The organism is Nocardia sp. NPDC005998 (assembly GCF_040614395.1).
Classification (GTDB): Bacteria; Actinomycetota; Actinomycetes; order Mycobacteriales; family Mycobacteriaceae; genus Nocardia.
Genome location: NZ_JBEXUI010000032.1, coordinates 1 through 18,625, shown reverse-complemented (window position 1 = coordinate 18,625; position 18,625 = coordinate 1). Strand labels below are relative to the sequence as shown.

Here is an 18,625-nt window from a genome sequence, read left to right as displayed (position 1 = left end):
AGGCTCGAGCCTCCAGGCCATGGGGGTGCTGCGTAGCTGCGCAACTGGAATGATCTCTTCCACCTTTCAGGAACTGGTGGCGAAGCCGCCGGTCCGGCGGGGCAGGTGATACGGCAAAAGCGCCGGTCCGAACTTTGCGTTCGGCCCTCGCATCCGAGTCCGGCACAACGCCCGGACTGCGGGACGAAACCCTCGAAACGGCACACGGCAATCGAGGGAAGGAAAGGATTTCCGTGACAGATACGGACCTGCTCGCGACACCCGGGGTGGATTCCAACCCGACGGGGGACCGCGAAAGTGACTCCGGACAGATTTCGAAGATGAGCGAACAAACCGACGTCGCACGATCGGGGCTGACTGGAATGTTGTTGCCGCAGTTGCGCGCGCTCGCGGGGGAGCTCGGTATCCGAGGCACCTCTGGAATGCGCAAAGGCGATTTGATCGCCGCCATCAAGGAGAATCAGGCCGGAAAGTCGGCGAAGCCGGAGAAGTCCGCGCGTGGCGAGGTGAAGTCCGATGCGGATGCCGCCAAGGCGGCGCCGGTAAAGGCCGAGCAAGGCACCCTCGATGTGGCGCCCGCTGCCGCCGCCGCGGTGAAGGAGGCTCCTGCCCCGGCGAAAACGGCCCCGGCCAAGGCCGCTCCCGCGCAGGAGACCGTCGCGGAAGCCGCAGCGCCGAAGTCTGCTGACAAGTCGGCCGAGCCGAAGGCCGAGCAGGCGCAGGCCGAGGCCGCGCCGTCGGAGACCACCGAGGATTCCGGTCGCGAGGCCGGTCAGCGCGGTCGCGGCAGGCAGCGCCGCGGGCGTGACCAGGCGCGCGCCGGTGGCGAGGCCGCTGCGGGCGAGGCCCGTGGTGACGAGCCCAAATCGGACCAGGAGCAGGGCGAACGCCGTCGCGAGCGGGGCCAGGGCGGCGAGCGTGGCCAGGGCGGCGAGCGTGGCCAGGGCGAACGCAGTCAGAACGGCAGTGCCAATGGCGGCCGTGGCGGCGAGGCCGGTGGCCGTAGCGACGCCAACCGTGGCGGTGACGAGGACGAGGGCGGTCGCGGACGGCGGGGACGTCGCTTCCGGGAACGTCGTCGTGGTCGCGACCGCGAGGGCGGCGCCGGTGGCGGTGAGGCCCGCGAGCTCGAGATCCGCGAGGATGACGTTCTGCAGCCGGTCGCTGGCATCCTCGACGTGCTGGACAACTACGCCTTCGTGCGCACCTCGGGTTATCTGGCCGGACCGAACGACGTCTACGTCTCGATGAACCTGGTCCGCAAGAACGGCCTGCGCCGCGGTGACGCGATCACCGGTGCGGTGCGCGCTCCGCGCGATGGTGAGCAGAGCAACCAGCGCCAGAAGTTCGATCCGCTGGTGCGGCTGGACACGGTCAACGGTGGTGAGGTCGAGGCAGCCAAGCGGCGCCCCGAATTCTCCAAACTCACCCCGCTGTACCCGAACCAGCGGCTGCGGCTGGAGACCCAGCCGAACAAGCTGACCACCCGCGTCATCGACCTGATCATGCCGATCGGCAAGGGCCAGCGCGCCCTGATCGTCTCCCCGCCCAAGGCCGGTAAGACGACGATCATGCAGGACATCGCCAACGCCATCGCCATCAACAACCCCGAGGTCTACCTCATGGTCGTGCTGGTCGATGAGCGTCCGGAAGAGGTCACCGATATGCAGCGTTCGGTGAAGGGTGAGGTCATCGCCTCCACCTTCGACCGGCCGCCGTCAGATCACACCTCGGTCGCCGAACTCGCCATCGAGCGCGCCAAGCGCCTGGTGGAAATGGGCAAAGACGTGGTGGTGCTGCTCGACTCGATCACCCGATTGGGCCGTGCGTACAACAACTCCTCGCCCGCCTCGGGCCGCATCCTCTCCGGTGGTGTCGACTCGACCGCGCTGTACCCGCCCAAGCGGTTCCTCGGCGCGGCGCGCAATATCGAGAACGGCGGCTCGCTCACCATCATCGCGACCGCCATGGTCGAGACCGGTTCCACCGGTGACACGGTGATCTTCGAGGAGTTCAAGGGCACCGGTAACGCCGAGCTCAAGCTGGACCGCAAGATCGCGGAACGGCGCGTCTTCCCGGCCGTGGACGTCAACCCGTCCGGTACTCGTAAGGACGAGCTACTGCTGAGCCCCGACGAGGCCGCGGTGCTGCACAAGCTGCGCCGCGTACTGTCCGGCCTGGACTCGCACCAGGCGATCGATCTGCTGATCGACCGCCTGAAGAAGTCCAAGAACAACCTCGAGTTCCTGATGCAGGTCAGCAAGACCGCGCCGGGTGCGCTGGACGAGTGAATGAACGGGGACTCCGCTCGAGCGGAGTCCCCGTACTTTTTGCGCATACGCCACAACTGGTTTCGTGCGCACATGGGTAACTCGTCGGGTACGCCCAGAACTGGAGTTCGCTGGCTGCCGCCGGTCCGCAACGGGGGTCTCCACGCACCCGACGTCCGGCAAAAGGCGCGGGGAGGCGGGGGAGCGCCCTTTCGGCGTTCTGGGGCTGAAGAAGGCGAGGCCGATGCCTGCCGCGCCGGCGATCATGAAGGCCAGGATGATCGCCGTCGTGGCGGCCGGGCTACCGGTGCTCACGGCGGTATTGGCTGGATCGAACTGTGCGGCAGTGGGTTTCGCGTACACGTAGGTGTCCGAGCGATCCGGAGCGGTAAACCAGCCGACCGCGGCAGTGAAAATCAACGAAACGAAGACCGCCAGCGCAACGCGGCTGTTCACAGGGTTCTCCTTTCTGTCTCGGCACGCCGATGTGCATCAGGCCTTCAACTCTATGAACAGTGGTGTTCGTATCCACGAGTAGCGCACTACCCGAATTAAGGGTTCTGTAAGAACACGATCACCGCGTGCCAATAGTTCAACCGGCAATGAGAACCTGGGGACTACCTGGGCGGGAACAAATCCGGGGGCCGGGGGCGTTTTGGGAGCGTAACCGCCGTTCTGGCATACTGAACGGCTGTTGCGTCTGCTCTGGTGAGCAGACCTCCCGCCTAGTCGGTTCCGGTTCACGTCCGCGCGATCTGCACGGGCGACCCGGCGACCAATATCGAGAGGACACCCATGAAGGCAGGAATTCATCCGGCGTATGTCGAGACCACGGTCGTCTGTGGTTGCGGCAACACCTTCCAGACTCGCAGCACCAAGGAGTCGGGACACATCACCGTCGAAGTTTGCTCGCAGTGCCACCCCTTCTACACCGGCAAGCAGAAGATCCTCGACACCGGTGGTCGCGTGGCCCGCTTCGAGGCTCGCTACGGCAAGCGTGCAGGCAAGAAGGCCGACGCAGACAGCAAGTAGCTTCCTCGCCGACGCCCGGTCCTGCTCAGCAGGCCGGGCGTCGGCGCTTTTATATGGCCGGTACTGGTAAGAGAGGAAGCACCGTGACGCAACCGTCCGCGATCGATGACATTCTGGCCGAGCACGCGGGCCTGGAGCTGCAGCTGGCCGATCCGGCGCTGCACAACGATCCGGGCGCCGCACGCCGGGTCGGCAAACGCTTCGCCGAGCTGGCCCCGATCATGGCGACCTACAACAAACTCACCACTGCGCGCGATGATCTCGCCGCCGCACAAGAGCTCGCCGCCGACGATGCCGCCTTCGCGGCCGAGGTCCCCGATCTACAGGGCCAGGTCGTCGAGTTGGAGCAGCAGCTGGCCGACCTACTCGCTCCGCGCGATCCGCACGACGGCGACGATGTGGTGCTCGAGGTCAAATCCGGCGAGGGCGGCGAGGAATCCGCGCTATTCGCCTCGGACCTGGCCCGCATGTACGTGCGCTATGCCGAGCGGCACGGCTGGAAGGTCGAAATCCTCGGTGTCACCGTCTCCGACCTGGGCGGCTACAAGGATGCGACGCTCTCGATCAAAAGCCGCGACGCCACTAGGGACGGCGTCTGGTCGCGCCTGAAATTCGAGGGCGGTGTGCATCGCGTCCAGCGCGTTCCGGTCACCGAATCGCAGGGCCGCATCCACACCTCGGCCGCGGGCGTACTCATCTACCCCGAGCCCGACGAGGTGGAGGAGGTGCAGATCGATGAATCCGATCTGCGCATCGACGTCTACCGTTCCTCCGGTAAGGGCGGCCAGGGCGTCAACACCACCGACTCCGCGGTCCGCATCACCCACCTGCCCTCGGGCATCGTCGTGACCTGCCAGAACGAGCGTTCCCAGCTGCAGAACAAGGCCCGCGCCATGCAGGTGCTCGCGGCCCGGCTGCAGGCACTGGCCGAGGAGCAGGCGGATCAGGAGGCTGCGGCGGGCCGGGCCAGCCAGATCCGCACGGTGGACCGCTCCGAACGCATCCGCACCTACAACTTCCCGGAGAACCGGATCGCCGATCATCGCATCGGTTTCAAGGCGCACAACCTCGACGCCGTGCTGGACGGCGATATGGACGCGCTCCTGGATGCGCTGGGGAAGGCGGATCGCGAAGCGCGCATGGCGGCCGAATAGTCGACGGCACCGGCCCGATGTTCCGGAGAAATCAACCGACTCGGTGACAACATGGGTAGCGCACCGGGTACGCCAAGAACGGGGAGTGTCGACACCATGTCCGGAACTCGCGTGGCATTGCGCCCGGCCATCAACCAAGCCGTCGAGACCTTGCGCGCCGCGGGCGTGCACAGTCCGCAGGCCGATGCCGAACATCTGGCTGCCCATCTGCTCGGCGTGCAACGGACCCGGTTGGCACTGACACCCCTGGTCACCCCCGAGGTGATCGAGCAGTACCGCGCACTGGTCGCCCGGCGCGCGGAGCGAATTCCATTGCAGCACTTGACCGGTACCGTATCGATGGGCGAGATCGACCTGGCGGTCGGTCCCGGCGTCTTCGTCCCGCGTCCGGAGACGGAGTTGCTGTTCGCCTGGGCACTGGCGCAATTGGAGGCGCTGCCACACGATCACGCACCGGTGGTCTTCGACCTCTGCACCGGATCCGGCGCGCTGGCGCTGGCCATCGCCCAGGCCCGCCCGGATGCGGACGTGCACGCGATCGAGATCGATCCCGCGGCCCTGCAGTGGGCACGCCGCAATGCCGACGTGCGCATTGCCGAGGGCGATACGCCGATCACCCTCTACGCCGACGATGTCACCGACCCGAATCTGCTCACCGAGTTCAATGGCAGGGTCGATCTCATCGTCGCCAATCCGCCCTACATCCCCGAAGACGCCGAACTCGATCCCGAGGTCGCCGATCACGACCCGCGGCTGGCCCTCTTCGGCGGTCCGGACGGACTGGACGTCATCCGGCAGATGCTGCCCACCATCACCCGCCTGCTGCGTTCCGGCGGCTCCTGTGCCATCGAACACGATGACACCAACGGCTCCGATCTCGCCGCGCTCCTGGCCGAACAGGGTGATTTCACCGACATCGTCGAACACCCCGACCTTGCAGATAAGCCCCGTTTCGTCGCCGCGACCCGCAGTTGAACTTCCGAGGGCGAAGCCCGAAGAAGACGGTGACAACTGATTTCGTGAGTACATGGGTAACTCGTCGGGAACGCCCAAAAGTATGGCCTGAGTATTCGGGGAGGCGGGGGAGCGTGACAGGATGGGGGCCGTGAGTACCGTCTACGACTGCGCGGATGCCGACTCGCGCGCCGCCGGACTGACCGCGGCCACCAGCGCCCTGAAATCCGGACGTCTGGTCGTGCTGCCTACCGACACGCTGTACGGCCTAGCCGCCGACGCATTCGATTCGACCGCGGTGAGCGAACTGCTCGCCGCGAAGCGGCGCGGTCGGGATATGCCGGTACCGGTGCTGGTCGGTTCCTGGCACACGATCGACGGCCTGGTGTTCTCGGTGCGCCCGCAGGCTCGCGAACTGATCCGGGCATTCTGGCCCGGCGGGCTGAGTCTTGTTGTGCAGCAAGCACCCTCGCTCGCATGGGACCTCGGTGATACGCGCGGCACGGTCATGTTGCGGATGCCGCTGCATCCGGTCGCGCTGGAACTGCTGCGCGAGGTCGGCCCGCTCGCGGTCTCGAGTGCCAATATCTCCGGGCAGCCGCCTGCCAAGACCGCCGCCGAGGCGCGTGATCAGCTCGGCGATCTGGTCGGGGTCTACCTCGACGGCGGCCCGGCCGAACACGCGGTCGCCTCCACCATCGTCGACCTCACCGCGGATCAGCCACGGATCCTGCGCGAGGGCGCGGTATCGGTCGGCGATATCGCCGATGTGCTCGGGATGTCCCCGGAGGCGCTGACCAGCGTCGCGACCCGGTGACCTCGGGACGCGGTGATCGTATGGCGGATCAGATAATCGGATGATCGGTTCGGGTGCTGTAGTTCCGTTGCGCGAGCTGCTGCTCGTGATTCTCATCTCGGCGACGGTGACCTTTCTCGCGACCGGCGGAATTCGGGTGCTGGCCATCGCATTCGGTGCCGTTGCGGTACCGCGTGAGCGCGATGTGCACGTCAAACCGATTCCGCGGATGGGCGGGGTCGGCATGTACGTCGGGGTGGTCGGGGCTGTCCTCTTCGCGCACCAATTGCCCGCGCTGCGAAGGGGTTTCGATTACGCGCCGGATATTCCGGCGGTGCTGGTCGCGGCCACGATCATCGTGGTCGTCGGCATCGTCGACGACCGGTGGGGCCTGGATGCGCTGACCAAATTCGCGGGTCAGGTCACCGCCGCCGGTGTGATGGCGGTCATGGGCCTGAGCTGGTACGTCATCTACAACCCGTTCAACGACACAACTGTGGTGTTGGACGCACTCCAGGGCGGTCTGGTCACCGTCGGCATCACCGTGACCATCGTCAATGCCATGAATTTCGTCGACGGACTCGACGGTCTGGCCGCCGGACTCGGTCTGATCTGCGCGGGCGCGGTCTTCGTATTCACCGTCGGCCTGCTCTACAACCAGGGCGGTTCGGTCGACACCTATCCACCAGCCCTGCTCGCCGCCGCGCTGGCGGGCGCCTGTCTGGGATTTCTGCCACACAACTTTTCGCCCGCACGGATATTCATGGGCGATTCCGGTTCGATGTTGATCGGGCTCATGCTGGCGGCGGTGTCGACCGGCGCCTCGGGCCGAATCAACTTGGCGGGCTACGGACCTCGCGACATTGTCGGTCTGCTTTCGCCGCTGCTGCTGGTCGGTGCGGTGATGTTCATTCCGGTACTGGATCTGCTGCTGGCGATCGTGCGCCGGGTCCGCGCCGGTGTCAGTTTCTCGACACCGGACAAAATGCACTTGCATCACCGGCTGCTGCAGATCGGACATTCGCACCGCCGCGTTGTGCTGGTGATCTATTTATGGGTCGGCGTACTGGCGTTCGGCGCCGTCGGCACTTCGCTGATCCATGATCGACGGATCGTCGTGCTGATGATGGCGGGCGGGCTGGTCTTCGCGCTGGTGGTGACCGCGATACCGGGCTTGCGTCGCAAGGAGCCCGCGGATTCGTAATGCAAGGTCCAGGTAAAGTTCGGGTCGTGAGTCTCACTAATCCGATCCCCGGTCCCGACGCCCCTTTGAAGGCGGCGCTGCGCTACGGCGTGATCGGATTGGCGGTATTGGTGGTGTTGTCGGTGGCCATCGCCTCGGCGGTGGCCGGTTTGTCCGGACTCTGGGGCGCGCTGCTCGGCGCCGCCATCGGCGGCGGGTTCATTCTCACCACCGCGGCCGTGGTGCTGTTCGGCGCGAAGCTGCCGCCGAGCACCGCAGGCCTGGTCATGTTGGTGAGCTGGGTGGGCAAGCTGCTGGTCGCGATGATCGTGATCGCGGTGCTGCAGCGCTTCGACTTCTACGACCGGATGGCATTGTTCCTGACGGTGGTCGGGTCCTTGCTCGTCGTGCTCGGCGCGGAGACGTATGGCGTTCTGCGACAGAAGGTTCCGTATGTAAACGTACCGACCGATAGGTCCGATTCACCTTCTGCGCAGCAATAATCCCACCCACCTACACGCTGTCGTAGATAACTTGGTAAAGTGTTGGTAAGCAAGCGACCAAGCAAGGGGGGATCACCAAGATCCCGCCAGGTGGCAGCTATGCTTACTGCCGTGCCGGGCTCCGATGGGTTCCGGTTCTGCATGTCGACGATGTCGCCGACACTACGTACAGACGCCCATGCGGGTTGCCGCACAGCAGCTGACGAATTTCGAGCCGACCTGAGTCGACCCAATTGATCGTCAATGTCCGATCGAACCGCGGGAATGACCGTACCCGCGGCCCGAACACGGGAGAGAACGCTGAGCGTCACCACTTTGGCGGGCGAGTTCCACGCGCCATCGCTGTCCGACTTCTTCCCTCCAGCAGTGCTGTTCGAGGGTACGCCGTTCGAACTCGACCGTTTGATGCTGATCCGGCTGCTGATGACCGCAGTGCTGGTGCTCGTCATGGTGCTGGCATTCCGCAATCCTCGCATCGTCCCGCGCGGCCTGCAGAACATCGCCGAAACCGGTCTGGTGTTCGTCAAGGATCAGATTGCCGAAGAGGTGCTCGGTAAGGAAACCGGTCGCAAGTACCTCCCATTGATCGCGACGATCTTCTTCGCGGTTCTGTTTCTCAACTTCTCCGGCACTATTCCGGGGCTGAACATCTCGTCGAACGCCCGAATCGGCATGCCGCTGGTGCTGGCCCTCATCGCGTACCTCGCGTTCAACTTCGTGGGTATCAAGAAGTACGGGTTCGTCACCTATATGCGCAGCAGCATCGTGGTTCCGAATGTTCCGCCCGCTCTGCACGTGTTGCTGATCCCGATCGAGTTCGTCTCGACGTTCATCCTGCGTCCGTTCACGCTGACCGTCCGACTCATGGCCAACATGCTGGCCGGTCACATCATGCTGGTGCTGTTCTTCAGCGCCACCTGGTTCTTCCTCTTCGACGCGGCGGCCTGGATGAAGGTGTTCTCACCCTTCTCGCTGCTCGCCGGACTCGGGTTCACGCTGTTCGAAATGCTGGTCATCTTCCTGCAGGCCTACGTTTTCGCCCTGCTGACGGCCGTTTACATCGGACTCGCGCAACACGCTGATTCGCACTGACCGAACAACTACCGAATACCTGCTACACCACGCCGACCGGCGGGTGAGCAACAGAAAGGGAAAGTAGACTCATGAGCCTCGCGTACCTGGCCCAGGAAGCGGCAACCACCTCCGAGAAGTTCAAGGGCTTCGGCGCCATCGGCTACGGTCTGGCCGCTATCGGCCCCGGCATCGGTGTGGGCATCGTGGTCGGTAAGGCCATCGAGGGCCTCGCTCGTCAGCCTGAGATGCAGGGCACCATCCGCACCAACATGTTCCTCGGTATCGCCTTCACCGAGGCCCTGGCGCTGATCGGCCTCGTCGCCGGCTTCATCTTCTGAGATAGCCATGAACACGCTTTCTATGCTCGCCGCGGAGACAGGGGACGACATCAATCCCCTCATCCCCGAGACCTACGACATCGTGTGGTCGGTGGTCTGCATCGCGATCATCGGCGTCATCTTTTACAAGTACGTCATCCCGCGCCTTATCAAGGTGTTGGATGAACGTACGGACAAGATCGAGGGCGGCATCCAGCGGGCCGAGGCCGCGCAGGAGGAAGCCCAGCTGACGCTGCAGCAGTACCAGCAGCAGTTGGCCGACGCCCGGCTCGAGGCCGCGCGCATCCGCGAGGACGCACGCACCCAGGGCCAGCAGATCCTCGCGCAGATGCGCGCGGAAGCACAGGCCGAAAGCGACCGCATCGTCGCCGCCGGTCACAGCCAGCTGGAAGCTCAGCGCCAGCAGATCCTGACCGAGCTGCGCGCCGAAGTTGGCAAAACTGCCGTCGATTTGGCCGAAAAGATTATCGGACAGTCGGTTTCGGACGAAGCTAAGCAGGCGGCATCGATCGATCGGTTCCTCGCCGAACTCGATCAGTCGAATGCCAGCATCGGGGTCGGAAGGTAGCGACGCGAAAGTGAGAAGCATGTACGCAGCGAGCCGCGAGGCCAGCTCTCGGGCACGGGAGGCACTTCGGGCCGCTCTGACCGGGAGCGACAGTGTTGCGGCCACAACGGGGTCGGAACTGTTCGCCGTTGTCGCCGTGCTGGATGACCAGCGTTCGCTGCGTGTTGCGCTCGCGGACGTGTCGGTTCCCGGCTCGGTGCGCGCCGAACTCAGCGAACGGGTCTTCAGCGGCAAGGTCAGCCCCGCCACCCTGGCGGTGCTGACCACCGCGGTGGCCCAGAACTGGTCGCGCACCGCCGATTTGGTCGACACCCTGGTGTTGCTCGGCCAGGAGGCGCTGCTGGAGTCGGCCGCCGACAGCGGACGGCTCGGGGCGGTCGAGGACGAGTTGTTCCGGCTGGCCCGGATCATCGGCGACAACCCCGATCTGGAGCAGGCACTTTCGGATCGCGTGAAGCCCACGGAGGCCAAGCGCGCGCTGATCGAGCGGCTGCTCACAGGTAAGGCCGAGTCCATCACCCAGACCCTTGCGGACCAGGTGGTCACTCGGTCCAGGACGAGCATCGGCGAAGCGTTCGACGAGTTGTCCGATCTCGCCGCCGCTCGGCGCGACCAGATCGTCGCGCATGTGCGCGCCGCGGTCGCGCTGACCGACCAGCAGCGGGACCATCTCGCGGCATCGTTGCAGCGCATCTACGGCAAGCCGGTCACGGTGCACGTGCAGGTCGATTCGAGTCTGCTGACCGGCGTCGTTGTGACCGTCGGCGACGACCTGATCGACGGCAGCGCCACCGGCCGACTGGAACGGCTGCGTCGGGCTCTGGCCTGACACCCACCACCCCCGACATTCAGACCAGACAGCGAGAGCAGGAAGACTATGGCGGAGCTGACGATCTCCACCGATGAGATCCGTAGCGCGATCGAGAGCTACACCCAGAGCTACACCCCGGAAACCTCCATCGAAGAAGTCGGTGTTGTCACCGACTGCAGCGACGGCATCGCGCACGTCAGTGGCCTGCCCTCGGCGATGGCCAATGAATTGCTCGAGTTCCCGGGTGGTGTGCTCGGCGTCGCGCTGAACCTCGAGGACCGTGAGATCGGTGCGGTCATCCTCGGTGAGTTCGCGGAAATCGAAGAGGGCCAGCAGGTTCGCCGCACCGGCGACGTGCTCTCGGTCCCCGTCGGTGACAAGTTCCTCGGCCGCGTGGTCAACCCGCTCGGCCAGCCGATCGACGGCCTCGGCGAAATCGAGGCCGAAGAGCAGCGCGTGCTCGAGCTGCAGGCCGCGACCGTGCTGCAGCGTCAGCCGGTTGAGGAGCCGATGGCCACCGGCATCACCGCCATCGACGCCCTGACCGCCATCGGTCGTGGTCAGCGTCAGCTGATCATCGGCGACCGCAAGACCGGCAAGACCGCGGTCTGCATCGACGCCATCCTGAACCAGAAGGCCAACTGGGAGTCGGGCGACCCGAAGAAGCAGATGCGCTGCATCTACGTCGCCATCGGCCAGAAGGGCTCCACCATCGCCGGCGTGAAGTCCGCGCTCGAGGCGCACGGCGCGATGGAGTACACCACCATCGTCGCGGCACCGGCCTCGGACTCCGCTGGCTTCAAATGGCTTGCGCCCTACACCGGTTCGGCCCTCGGCCAGCACTGGATGTACCAGGGCAAGCACGTCCTCATCGTGTTCGACGACCTGACCAAGCAGGCCGAGGCGTACCGCGCCATCTCGCTGCTGCTGCGTCGTCCGCCGGGCCGCGAGGCGTACCCGGGTGACGTCTTCTACCTGCACTCGCGTCTGCTGGAGCGTTGCGCGAAGCTGTCCGACGAGATGGGCGCCGGTTCGATGACGGGTCTGCCGATCATCGAGACCAAGGCCAACGACATCTCGGCGTTCATCCCGACCAACGTCATCTCCATCACCGACGGCCAGGTCTTCCTCGAGTCCGACCTGTTCAACAAGGGTGTCCGCCCGGCGATCAACGTCGGTACCTCGGTTTCCCGTGTCGGTGGCGCCGCCCAGACCAAGGCCATGAAGACCGTCGCCGGTTCGCTGCGTCTGGAAATGGCGCAGTACCGCGAGCTGGAGGCGTTCTCCGCCTTCGCTTCCGACCTCGATGCCGCGTCGCTGGCGCAGCTCGAGCGTGGCGCGCGCTGGGTCGAGCTGCTCAAGCAGGACCAGTACACGCCGGTCGCGGTCGAGGATCAGATCGTCTCGATCTTCCTGGTCGATGGCGGCTACTTCGACTCGGTTCCGGTCGCCGACATCCGCCGCTTCAACGCGGAACTGCTGGAGGACCTGCACCGCACCGCGCAGAGCGCGTTCGACGCCCTGGAGGGTGGTAGCAAGCGCCTCGAGGGTGACGCCGCCGACGCGATCAAGGAGGCCACCGACAAGTTCAAGCAGAGCTTCCTCGCTTCCGACGGTTCGCGCGTCGTGAACGAGGCCGCCGCCGGTGAACTCGACCACGAAGAGGTCGAATCGCTGTCGGTGACCCGCAAGCACGTCGAGAAGTAATCGAGCGAGCAATGCGCTATTCGATTCTCACGAATGAACTGAAGGGAGTGTGAACCGCTGATGGCAAGCTTGCGTGAATTGCGCTCCCGCATTCGTGGTGTGAGTTCGATCAAGAAGATCACCAAGGCCCAGGAGCTGATCGCGACCTCGCGAATCTCCAAGGCCCAGGCCAGGGTTGCGGCCGCGAAGCCGTACGCCGAGGAGATCACCAAGGTGCTCAGCGAGTTGGCGAGTGCGTCGACGAGTCTGTCGCACCCGCTGCTGACGGAGCGGGCCAACCCGCGCCGGGCCGCCGTGCTGGTGATCACCAGTGACAGCGGTATGTGCGGTGGCTACAACTCCAACGTGCTCAAGCGCGCCGAGGAGCTCATGGTCACCCTGCGTGGCGAGGGCAAGGAGCCGGTGCTGTACGTGATGGGCAATAAGGGCCTCACGTACTACACCTTCCGGAGTCGTCCGGTGGTCAATGCGTGGACCGGGTTCTCCCAGCAGCCGAAGTACAACGATGCCTCGGCCGCGTGCCATCACCTCGTGGACGCCTTCATGGCGGGCTCCGAGGGTGAGGTGCCCGCCCCGAACGGGACCGGCAATATCGAGGGTGTCGACGAACTGCACATCGTGTACACCCGTTTCGTCTCGATGCTGACCCAGACCCCGGAGGTGCGCCGGCTGGCGCCGATCCAGGTCAGCTTCGTCGACGAAGACTACGACATGGGTGAGGACAGCTTCAGCGACTCGCCGACCGCGGAACTCACCGCGCAGTACGAGTTCGAGCCCGATGCCGATGTGTTGCTGGCGGCACTGCTGCCCAAGTACATCAACACCCGCATCTACTCATCGTTGCTCGAGGCAGCGGCATCCGAGTCCGCGGCTCGGCGCACCGCAATGAAGGCAGCCACCGACAACGCCAACGAACTGGCCAATGTGCTTACCCGGCAGGCGAATTCGGTGCGGCAGGCCCAGATCACGCAGGAAATCAGCGAAATCGTCGGCGGCGTGAACGCGCTGGCTTCGAGCTCCGACCGCGACTAAGCTGCCGCGGCCTGAGGTCAGGGCCCGGAGGCGGAAGCGCAGCGTAACCACGTAGGGCCCCCGAAGGCCGCAAATAAGACATGGAAGAGAACCAACTAATGACCGCAGCTGTCACTCAAGAGAGCCGGACGGGCGCGAAAACAGGTCGCGTCGTCCGCGTCATCGGCCCCGTCGTGGACGTCGAGTTCCCGCGGGGTTCGATCCCTGAGCTGTTCAACGCTCTGCACGCCGAGATCACTCTGACCTCGGTGGCCAAGACCCTGACCCTCGAGGTCGCCCAGCACCTCGGTGACAACATCGTGCGCACCATCTCGATGCAGCCCACCGACGGTCTGGTCCGTGGCGCCACCGTCACCGACACCGGCAAGCCGATTTCGGTGCCGGTCGGCGACATCACCAAGGGCCACGTGTTCAACGCCCTCGGCGACTGCCTCGACACCCCCGGCCTCGGCCGCGACGGCGAGCAGTGGGGCATCCACCGCAAGCCCCCGTCATTCGACCAGCTCGAGGGTAAGACCGAGATCCTGGAGACGGGCATCAAGGTCATCGACCTGCTGACCCCGTACGTGAAGGGCGGCAAGATCGGTCTGTTCGGTGGTGCCGGTGTCGGTAAGACCGTGCTGATCCAGGAGATGATCACGCGTATCGCGCGTGAGTTCTCCGGTACGTCCGTGTTCGCGGGCGTCGGTGAGCGCACCCGTGAGGGCACCGACCTGCACCTGGAAATGGAAGAGATGGGCGTCCTCCAGGACACCGCCCTCGTCTTCGGCCAGATGGACGAGCCGCCGGGCACCCGTATGCGCGTCGCCCTCTCGGCCCTGACCATGGCCGAGTACTTCCGCGACGTGCAGCACCAGGACGTGCTGCTGTTCATCGACAACATCTTCCGGTTCACCCAGGCTGGTTCCGAGGTGTCGACCCTGCTCGGCCGCATGCCCTCGGCCGTCGGTTACCAGCCGACGCTGGCCGACGAGATGGGTGAGCTGCAGGAGCGCATCACCTCGACCCGTGGTCGGTCCATCACCTCGCTGCAGGCCATCTACGTGCCCGCCGACGACTACACCGACCCGGCCCCGGCGACCACCTTCGCCCACCTCGATGCGACGACCGAGCTTTCCCGCCCGATCTCGCAGAAGGGCATCTACCCGGCCGTCGACCCGCTGACCTCGACCTCCCGCATCCTGGAGGCCTCGATCGTCGGTGCGGAGCACTTCCGGGTCGCCAACGAGGTGAAGCGGATCCTGCAGAAGTACAAGGAACTGCAGGACATCATCGCCATCCTCGGCATGGACGAGCTCTCCGAAGAGGACAAGGTCCTCGTCGGCCGGGCCCGTCGCCTGGAGAAGTTCCTCGGCCAGAACTTCATCGTGGCCGAGAAGTTCACCGGCCAGCCGGGTTCCGTGGTGCCGCTGACCGACACCATCGAGGCGTTCGACCGCGTCTGCAAGGGTGAGTTCGACCACTTCCCGGAGCAGGCGTTCAACTCCTGCGGTGGTCTCGACGACGTCGAGGCGGCCGCGAAGAAGATCGCCGGAAAGTAGTCACCCATGTCGGAGATGTCAGTTGATCTCGTCGCCGTCGAGCGTTTGCTCTGGTCCGGCCAGGCGACGTTCGTCAGCGCGCAGACCACCGAGGGCCAGATCGGCATCCTGGCGGGCCATGAGCCGCTGCTCGGCCAGCTGATCGAGGGCGGCATCGTGAGCATCGTGCCCACCGAGGGTGAGCGGATCACCGCGGCGGTGCACGGCGGGTTCTTCTCGGTGACCGCGACCTCGGTCCGGGTGTTGGCCGAGTCCGCGGAGTTCGCCGACGAGATCGACGTCGAGGCGGCCCGTCGGGTGCTGGCCGACGCCGACGCGACCGTGGAAGCGAAGTTGGCGGCCGAGGGTCAGGTGCGCGCGGTCGAGGCGAACGCGAACGCGTAAGCACCGCATCGGGATTGCATTCGCCACTGTCGGCGGTGAAGTTGTCTTCGCCGCCGACAGTGGCGTTTCCGGGTCCGATTCCGCAAAGACAAGGCCCGGCCATTTGTAAACTCGGGGCCGTGGTTGAATGACCAAACGGCGGTGTGCGCTCGGGCTCGGAAGCGGTAGCTTACGTAACCGCGGGGAGGGCCCGCGAACACCGCCAATCGGACATTGTGTCGTCGGCACGGCGGCGGAGCGAAGGGACGAACAGCATTGCAGACCGGGATGGTTCTCCTGATCATTCTGGTGCTCACGCTCGTTCTCTTGGCGCTCGCTTCGACCTATCGGCTGATCATGTTGCGCCGAGGCGGTACTGCGGCGATCCTGCGGGTGCTGCCCGCGCGCGGCGGTCAAGGCTGGCGGCACGGCCTGATCCGATACGACGAGGATCGGCTCGTCTTTTACAAACTCTCCAGCCTCAAGCTGGGTCCCGACTCCACCATTCGACGCCAGGGCATCGAGATCGGTGATCGGCGCGGCCCGCGCGGTGACGAATACGACATCATGACCGACGAGATCGCGGTCACCGCGGTTTCGGATAATGACGGCAATTACGAACTGGCCCTGGACCGTGGCTCATTGGCAGCCTTCCTATCCTGGGTCGAATCCCGGCCGTCGGATCGCACCCGCCGTCTGCCCGGTCTCTAGGCGAAATCCGCTAGCTGAAATATGGGTGTGCTCGCAGCGATAGGGTGGGCCATGTGAGTGTGCACCTGACGCGGATCTACACGCGGACCGGCGACGATGGAACGACGGGTCTCAGCGACTTTTCCCGGGTGGCAAAGACGGATCCGCGGCTGATCGCCTATGCGGACTGTGACGAGACCAATGCCGCCATTGGCGTGGCCATCGCGCTCGGTGCACCCGCGCCGGAGTTGCTGAAGGTACTGCGGCAGGTGCAGAACGATCTGTTCGACGCGGGTGCGGATCTGTCGACCCCGGTGGTCGCCGAGCCGAAGTACCCGCCGCTGCGCGTCACCCAGCCCTATATCGACCGCCTCGAAGCCTGGTGTGATGAGTTCAATGCCGAACTGCCAGCACTGAATTCGTTCATTCTGCCCGGCGGCACACCGTTGGCCGCCCTCCTGCACACCGCCCGTACGGTTGCGCGCCGCGCGGAGCGTTCCGCCTGGGCCGCGATCGAGGCGCATCCGGACGATACGAATATCCTTCCGGCGAAGTACCTGAACCGTCTCTCCGACTTGTTGTTCATCCTGAGCCGAGCCGCCAACCCGGGTGGCGATGTGCTGTGGAAGCCTGGTGGGGAGCAGACATCGGACTGAACGACCGACGCGATTTCACCATCCGAATCCCGCACGACTGATCTGGTGTAGACGTGGGTAACTTGGGGAGACCCGGGACACAGCCCGCGACCGACCGTCCGGCGCCCAACACGCTCGCAAAAAGTTGCTGGACACTCGGGAAGTCCGACCAGCTACCTGGAGATAACCCCGGCACCGCTACCAGCGGCCCGCAACGCAACTATCCTTTGCACCAATAGTGCGCCGAATACGCGGAGAGGCGGCATGGAACGGTTTTTGGTTACTGGCGGGAATCGACTCGTCGGTGAGGTCGCGGTCGGGGGTGCGAAGAACAGCGTCCTCAAGTTGATGGCGGCTGCCTTGCTGGCCGAGGGCACGACCACCATTACGAACTGCCCGGACATCCTCGATGTGCCGTTGATGGGTGATGTGCTGCGCGGTCTCGGCTGCGATGTCGCTATCGACGGTTCGGTGGTCACGATCAACACGCCCGCGGAGCCGAAGTACCACGCGGATTTTCCGGCCGTAACGCAATTCCGCGCGTCCGTCTGCGTACTCGGTCCGCTGATGGCCCGCTGCAATCGTGCGGTCGTCGCACTGCCGGGCGGCGACGCGATCGGTTCGCGCCCGTTGGATATGCATCAGGCCGGTCTGCGCCTGCTCGGCGCGACCAGCGAAATCGAGCACGGTTGTGTCGTCGCGCGCGCGGAGGAACTGCAGGGCGCGCGGATCAGGCTGGACTTCCCTTCGGTGGGTGCGACCGAGAACATCCTCATGGCGGCCGTGCTGGCCGAGGGCGAAACGGTCATCGATAACGCCGCCCGCGAACCCGACATCGTCGACCTCTGCAACATGCTCGTGCGGATGGGGGCGCGGATCAGTGGGGCGGGTACATCGGTGCTCACCATTCAGGGCGTCGAGCGTCTCGCACCAACGACGCACCGGGTGATCGGTGATCGGATCGTGGCGGCGACGTGGGGGATCGCTGCGGCGATGACCATGGGCGATGTCCGCGTTACCGGAGTGAATCCCAAGCACCTGTCCCTCGTCTTGGACAAGCTGCGTTCGGCCGGTGCGCGCATTTCATTCGAACCGGACGGTTTCCGGGTGATTCAGGCCGATCGGCCGCGCGCGGTCAATTTCTCGACGCTGCCCTTTCCCGGATTCCCGACCGATCTGCAGCCGATGGCCATTGGCCTGGCGGCGATTGCCGACGGCACCTCGATGATCACCGAGAACATCTTCGAGGCCCGCTTCCGTTTCGTGGAGGAGATGATCCGGCTGGGCGCCGATGCCCGGACCGATGGACATCACGCGGTGGTGCGCGGAATTCCGCGGCTGTCGAGTGCGCCGGTGTGGTCGTCGGATATTCGCGCCGGTGCCGGATTGGTACTCGCCGGTCTGGTTGCCGATGGCACCACCGAAGTGCACGACGTCTTCCACATCGACCGCGGCTACCCGAAATTCGTTGAGCAGCTGCAGGCATTGGGTGGTCAGGTGGAGCGGGTCGGCGCCGCGGATTGATCATGTGAACGGCAGGAGACGATTTCGTTTCGTCGAAAACCATTCCTGACCAGGCGATTTGACATCGTGCACGCCGACACGTAACTTTATTCGAGTCAGAGCGACACGGACACCGACCCGGGGCCGACGCGCTGAGCCGAAAGGCTGAGCAAAGGACCAGGGAAACGAGGTAGGACGTAGAGCGCCTGACGATCACACTAGCTCGAACGAGACCCCGATTTTGATTCGGGTTCCCGCCTGAGCTAAGCTTGATAAGTTGCCTCACCGATCGACCGGGGTTAAACCTGCGAGATGGTGTGTGCGTGTGTTCTTTGAGAACTCAATAGTGTGTCGATGAATGTCAGTGCCAAATATATTTTGGTTCCGGCTCCTCATACCCCCGTGTGGTGGGGCTGGACATTTTAGTCAGCAAATACTTTTGCTGGCGTTTGATTTTGCCATGGTTTTCGG

At 64.8% G+C, this 18,625-nt stretch carries 19 protein-coding genes; all 19 read left to right on the top strand.

What is annotated here, in order from left to right; genetic code table 11:
* The first annotated feature begins 233 nt into the window (after window positions 1–233).
* On the top strand, window positions 234–2,291 hold the full coding sequence (gene rho / locus ABZ293_RS31335) for a transcription termination factor Rho (protein ID WP_355186534.1): 2,058 nt from the start codon (window positions 234–236) through the stop codon (window positions 2,289–2,291).
* Window positions 2,292–2,514: 223 nt separating this feature from the next.
* On the top strand, window positions 2,515–2,637 hold the full coding sequence (locus tag ABZ293_RS31330; protein ID WP_355186532.1) for a hypothetical protein: 123 nt from the start codon (window positions 2,515–2,517) through the stop codon (window positions 2,635–2,637).
* A gap of 428 nt (window positions 2,638–3,065) precedes the next feature.
* Window positions 3,066–3,302, top strand: coding sequence for a 50S ribosomal protein L31 (gene rpmE, locus ABZ293_RS31325; RefSeq protein ID WP_354953468.1), 237 nt, complete (start codon window positions 3,066–3,068; stop codon window positions 3,300–3,302).
* An 83-nt stretch (window positions 3,303–3,385) separates the two neighbouring features.
* The gene (prfA, locus tag ABZ293_RS31320) at window positions 3,386–4,456 is read left to right on the top strand and encodes a peptide chain release factor 1 (RefSeq protein ID WP_354961205.1); all 1,071 of its coding nucleotides are present in this window, start codon (window positions 3,386–3,388) and stop codon (window positions 4,454–4,456) included.
* A 96-nt stretch (window positions 4,457–4,552) separates the two neighbouring features.
* Window positions 4,553–5,431, top strand: a complete 879-nt coding sequence (prmC, locus tag ABZ293_RS31315; protein WP_355186530.1) for a peptide chain release factor N(5)-glutamine methyltransferase — start codon at window positions 4,553–4,555, stop codon at window positions 5,429–5,431.
* A gap of 130 nt (window positions 5,432–5,561) precedes the next feature.
* Window positions 5,562–6,227: an L-threonylcarbamoyladenylate synthase gene (locus tag ABZ293_RS31310; RefSeq protein WP_354961203.1), complete on the top strand. Its 666-nt coding sequence runs from the start codon at window positions 5,562–5,564 to the stop codon at window positions 6,225–6,227.
* A gap of 40 nt (window positions 6,228–6,267) precedes the next feature.
* Entirely contained in the window at window positions 6,268–7,410 is a 1,143-nt protein-coding gene (locus ABZ293_RS31305) for an MraY family glycosyltransferase (protein WP_354961202.1), read from the top strand.
* Window positions 7,410–7,892 (top strand): hypothetical protein, encoded by a 483-nt coding sequence (locus ABZ293_RS31300; RefSeq protein ID WP_355186528.1) that lies wholly within the window; start codon window positions 7,410–7,412, stop codon window positions 7,890–7,892. The genes ABZ293_RS31305 and ABZ293_RS31300 overlap by 1 nt, the downstream gene beginning before the upstream one ends.
* Before the next feature lie 243 nt (window positions 7,893–8,135).
* The gene (atpB, locus tag ABZ293_RS31295) at window positions 8,136–8,984 is read left to right on the top strand and encodes a F0F1 ATP synthase subunit A (RefSeq protein ID WP_355186526.1); all 849 of its coding nucleotides are present in this window, start codon (window positions 8,136–8,138) and stop codon (window positions 8,982–8,984) included.
* Between the two features lie 71 nt (window positions 8,985–9,055).
* Window positions 9,056–9,304, top strand: a complete 249-nt coding sequence (locus ABZ293_RS31290) for an ATP synthase F0 subunit C (RefSeq protein ID WP_355186524.1) — start codon at window positions 9,056–9,058, stop codon at window positions 9,302–9,304.
* 7 nt (window positions 9,305–9,311) lie between these two features.
* Window positions 9,312–9,872 carry a F0F1 ATP synthase subunit B gene (locus tag ABZ293_RS31285; RefSeq protein WP_354961199.1) on the top strand — a complete coding sequence of 187 codons (561 nt, stop codon included), beginning with the start codon at window positions 9,312–9,314 and terminating at the stop codon, window positions 9,870–9,872.
* Window positions 9,873–9,891: 19 nt separating this feature from the next.
* Window positions 9,892–10,701, top strand: a complete 810-nt coding sequence (locus tag ABZ293_RS31280) for a F0F1 ATP synthase subunit delta (protein ID WP_354961198.1) — start codon at window positions 9,892–9,894, stop codon at window positions 10,699–10,701.
* A 48-nt stretch (window positions 10,702–10,749) separates the two neighbouring features.
* Window positions 10,750–12,390 (top strand): F0F1 ATP synthase subunit alpha, encoded by a 1,641-nt coding sequence (atpA, locus tag ABZ293_RS31275; RefSeq protein WP_354961197.1) that lies wholly within the window; start codon window positions 10,750–10,752, stop codon window positions 12,388–12,390.
* A gap of 60 nt (window positions 12,391–12,450) precedes the next feature.
* Window positions 12,451–13,422, top strand: coding sequence for a F0F1 ATP synthase subunit gamma (locus tag ABZ293_RS31270; protein WP_355186522.1), 972 nt, complete (start codon window positions 12,451–12,453; stop codon window positions 13,420–13,422).
* Window positions 13,423–13,520: 98 nt separating this feature from the next.
* Complete coding sequence (atpD, locus tag ABZ293_RS31265) at window positions 13,521–14,963, top strand: F0F1 ATP synthase subunit beta (protein ID WP_063047772.1); 1,443 nt, start codon at window positions 13,521–13,523, stop codon at window positions 14,961–14,963.
* A 6-nt stretch (window positions 14,964–14,969) separates the two neighbouring features.
* Entirely contained in the window at window positions 14,970–15,347 is a 378-nt protein-coding gene (locus tag ABZ293_RS31260; protein WP_354961195.1) for a F0F1 ATP synthase subunit epsilon, read from the top strand.
* A gap of 267 nt (window positions 15,348–15,614) precedes the next feature.
* Window positions 15,615–16,037, top strand: coding sequence for a DUF2550 domain-containing protein (locus tag ABZ293_RS31255; RefSeq protein ID WP_040687141.1), 423 nt, complete (start codon window positions 15,615–15,617; stop codon window positions 16,035–16,037).
* A 53-nt stretch (window positions 16,038–16,090) separates the two neighbouring features.
* Window positions 16,091–16,672 (top strand): cob(I)yrinic acid a,c-diamide adenosyltransferase, encoded by a 582-nt coding sequence (locus ABZ293_RS31250; protein WP_355186520.1) that lies wholly within the window; start codon window positions 16,091–16,093, stop codon window positions 16,670–16,672.
* A 243-nt stretch (window positions 16,673–16,915) separates the two neighbouring features.
* A complete protein-coding gene (gene murA / locus ABZ293_RS31245) occupies window positions 16,916–18,175 on the top strand; it encodes a UDP-N-acetylglucosamine 1-carboxyvinyltransferase (RefSeq protein WP_355186518.1) in 1,260 nt (419 codons plus the stop codon).
* The last annotated feature ends 450 nt before the right edge of the window (window positions 18,176–18,625 follow it).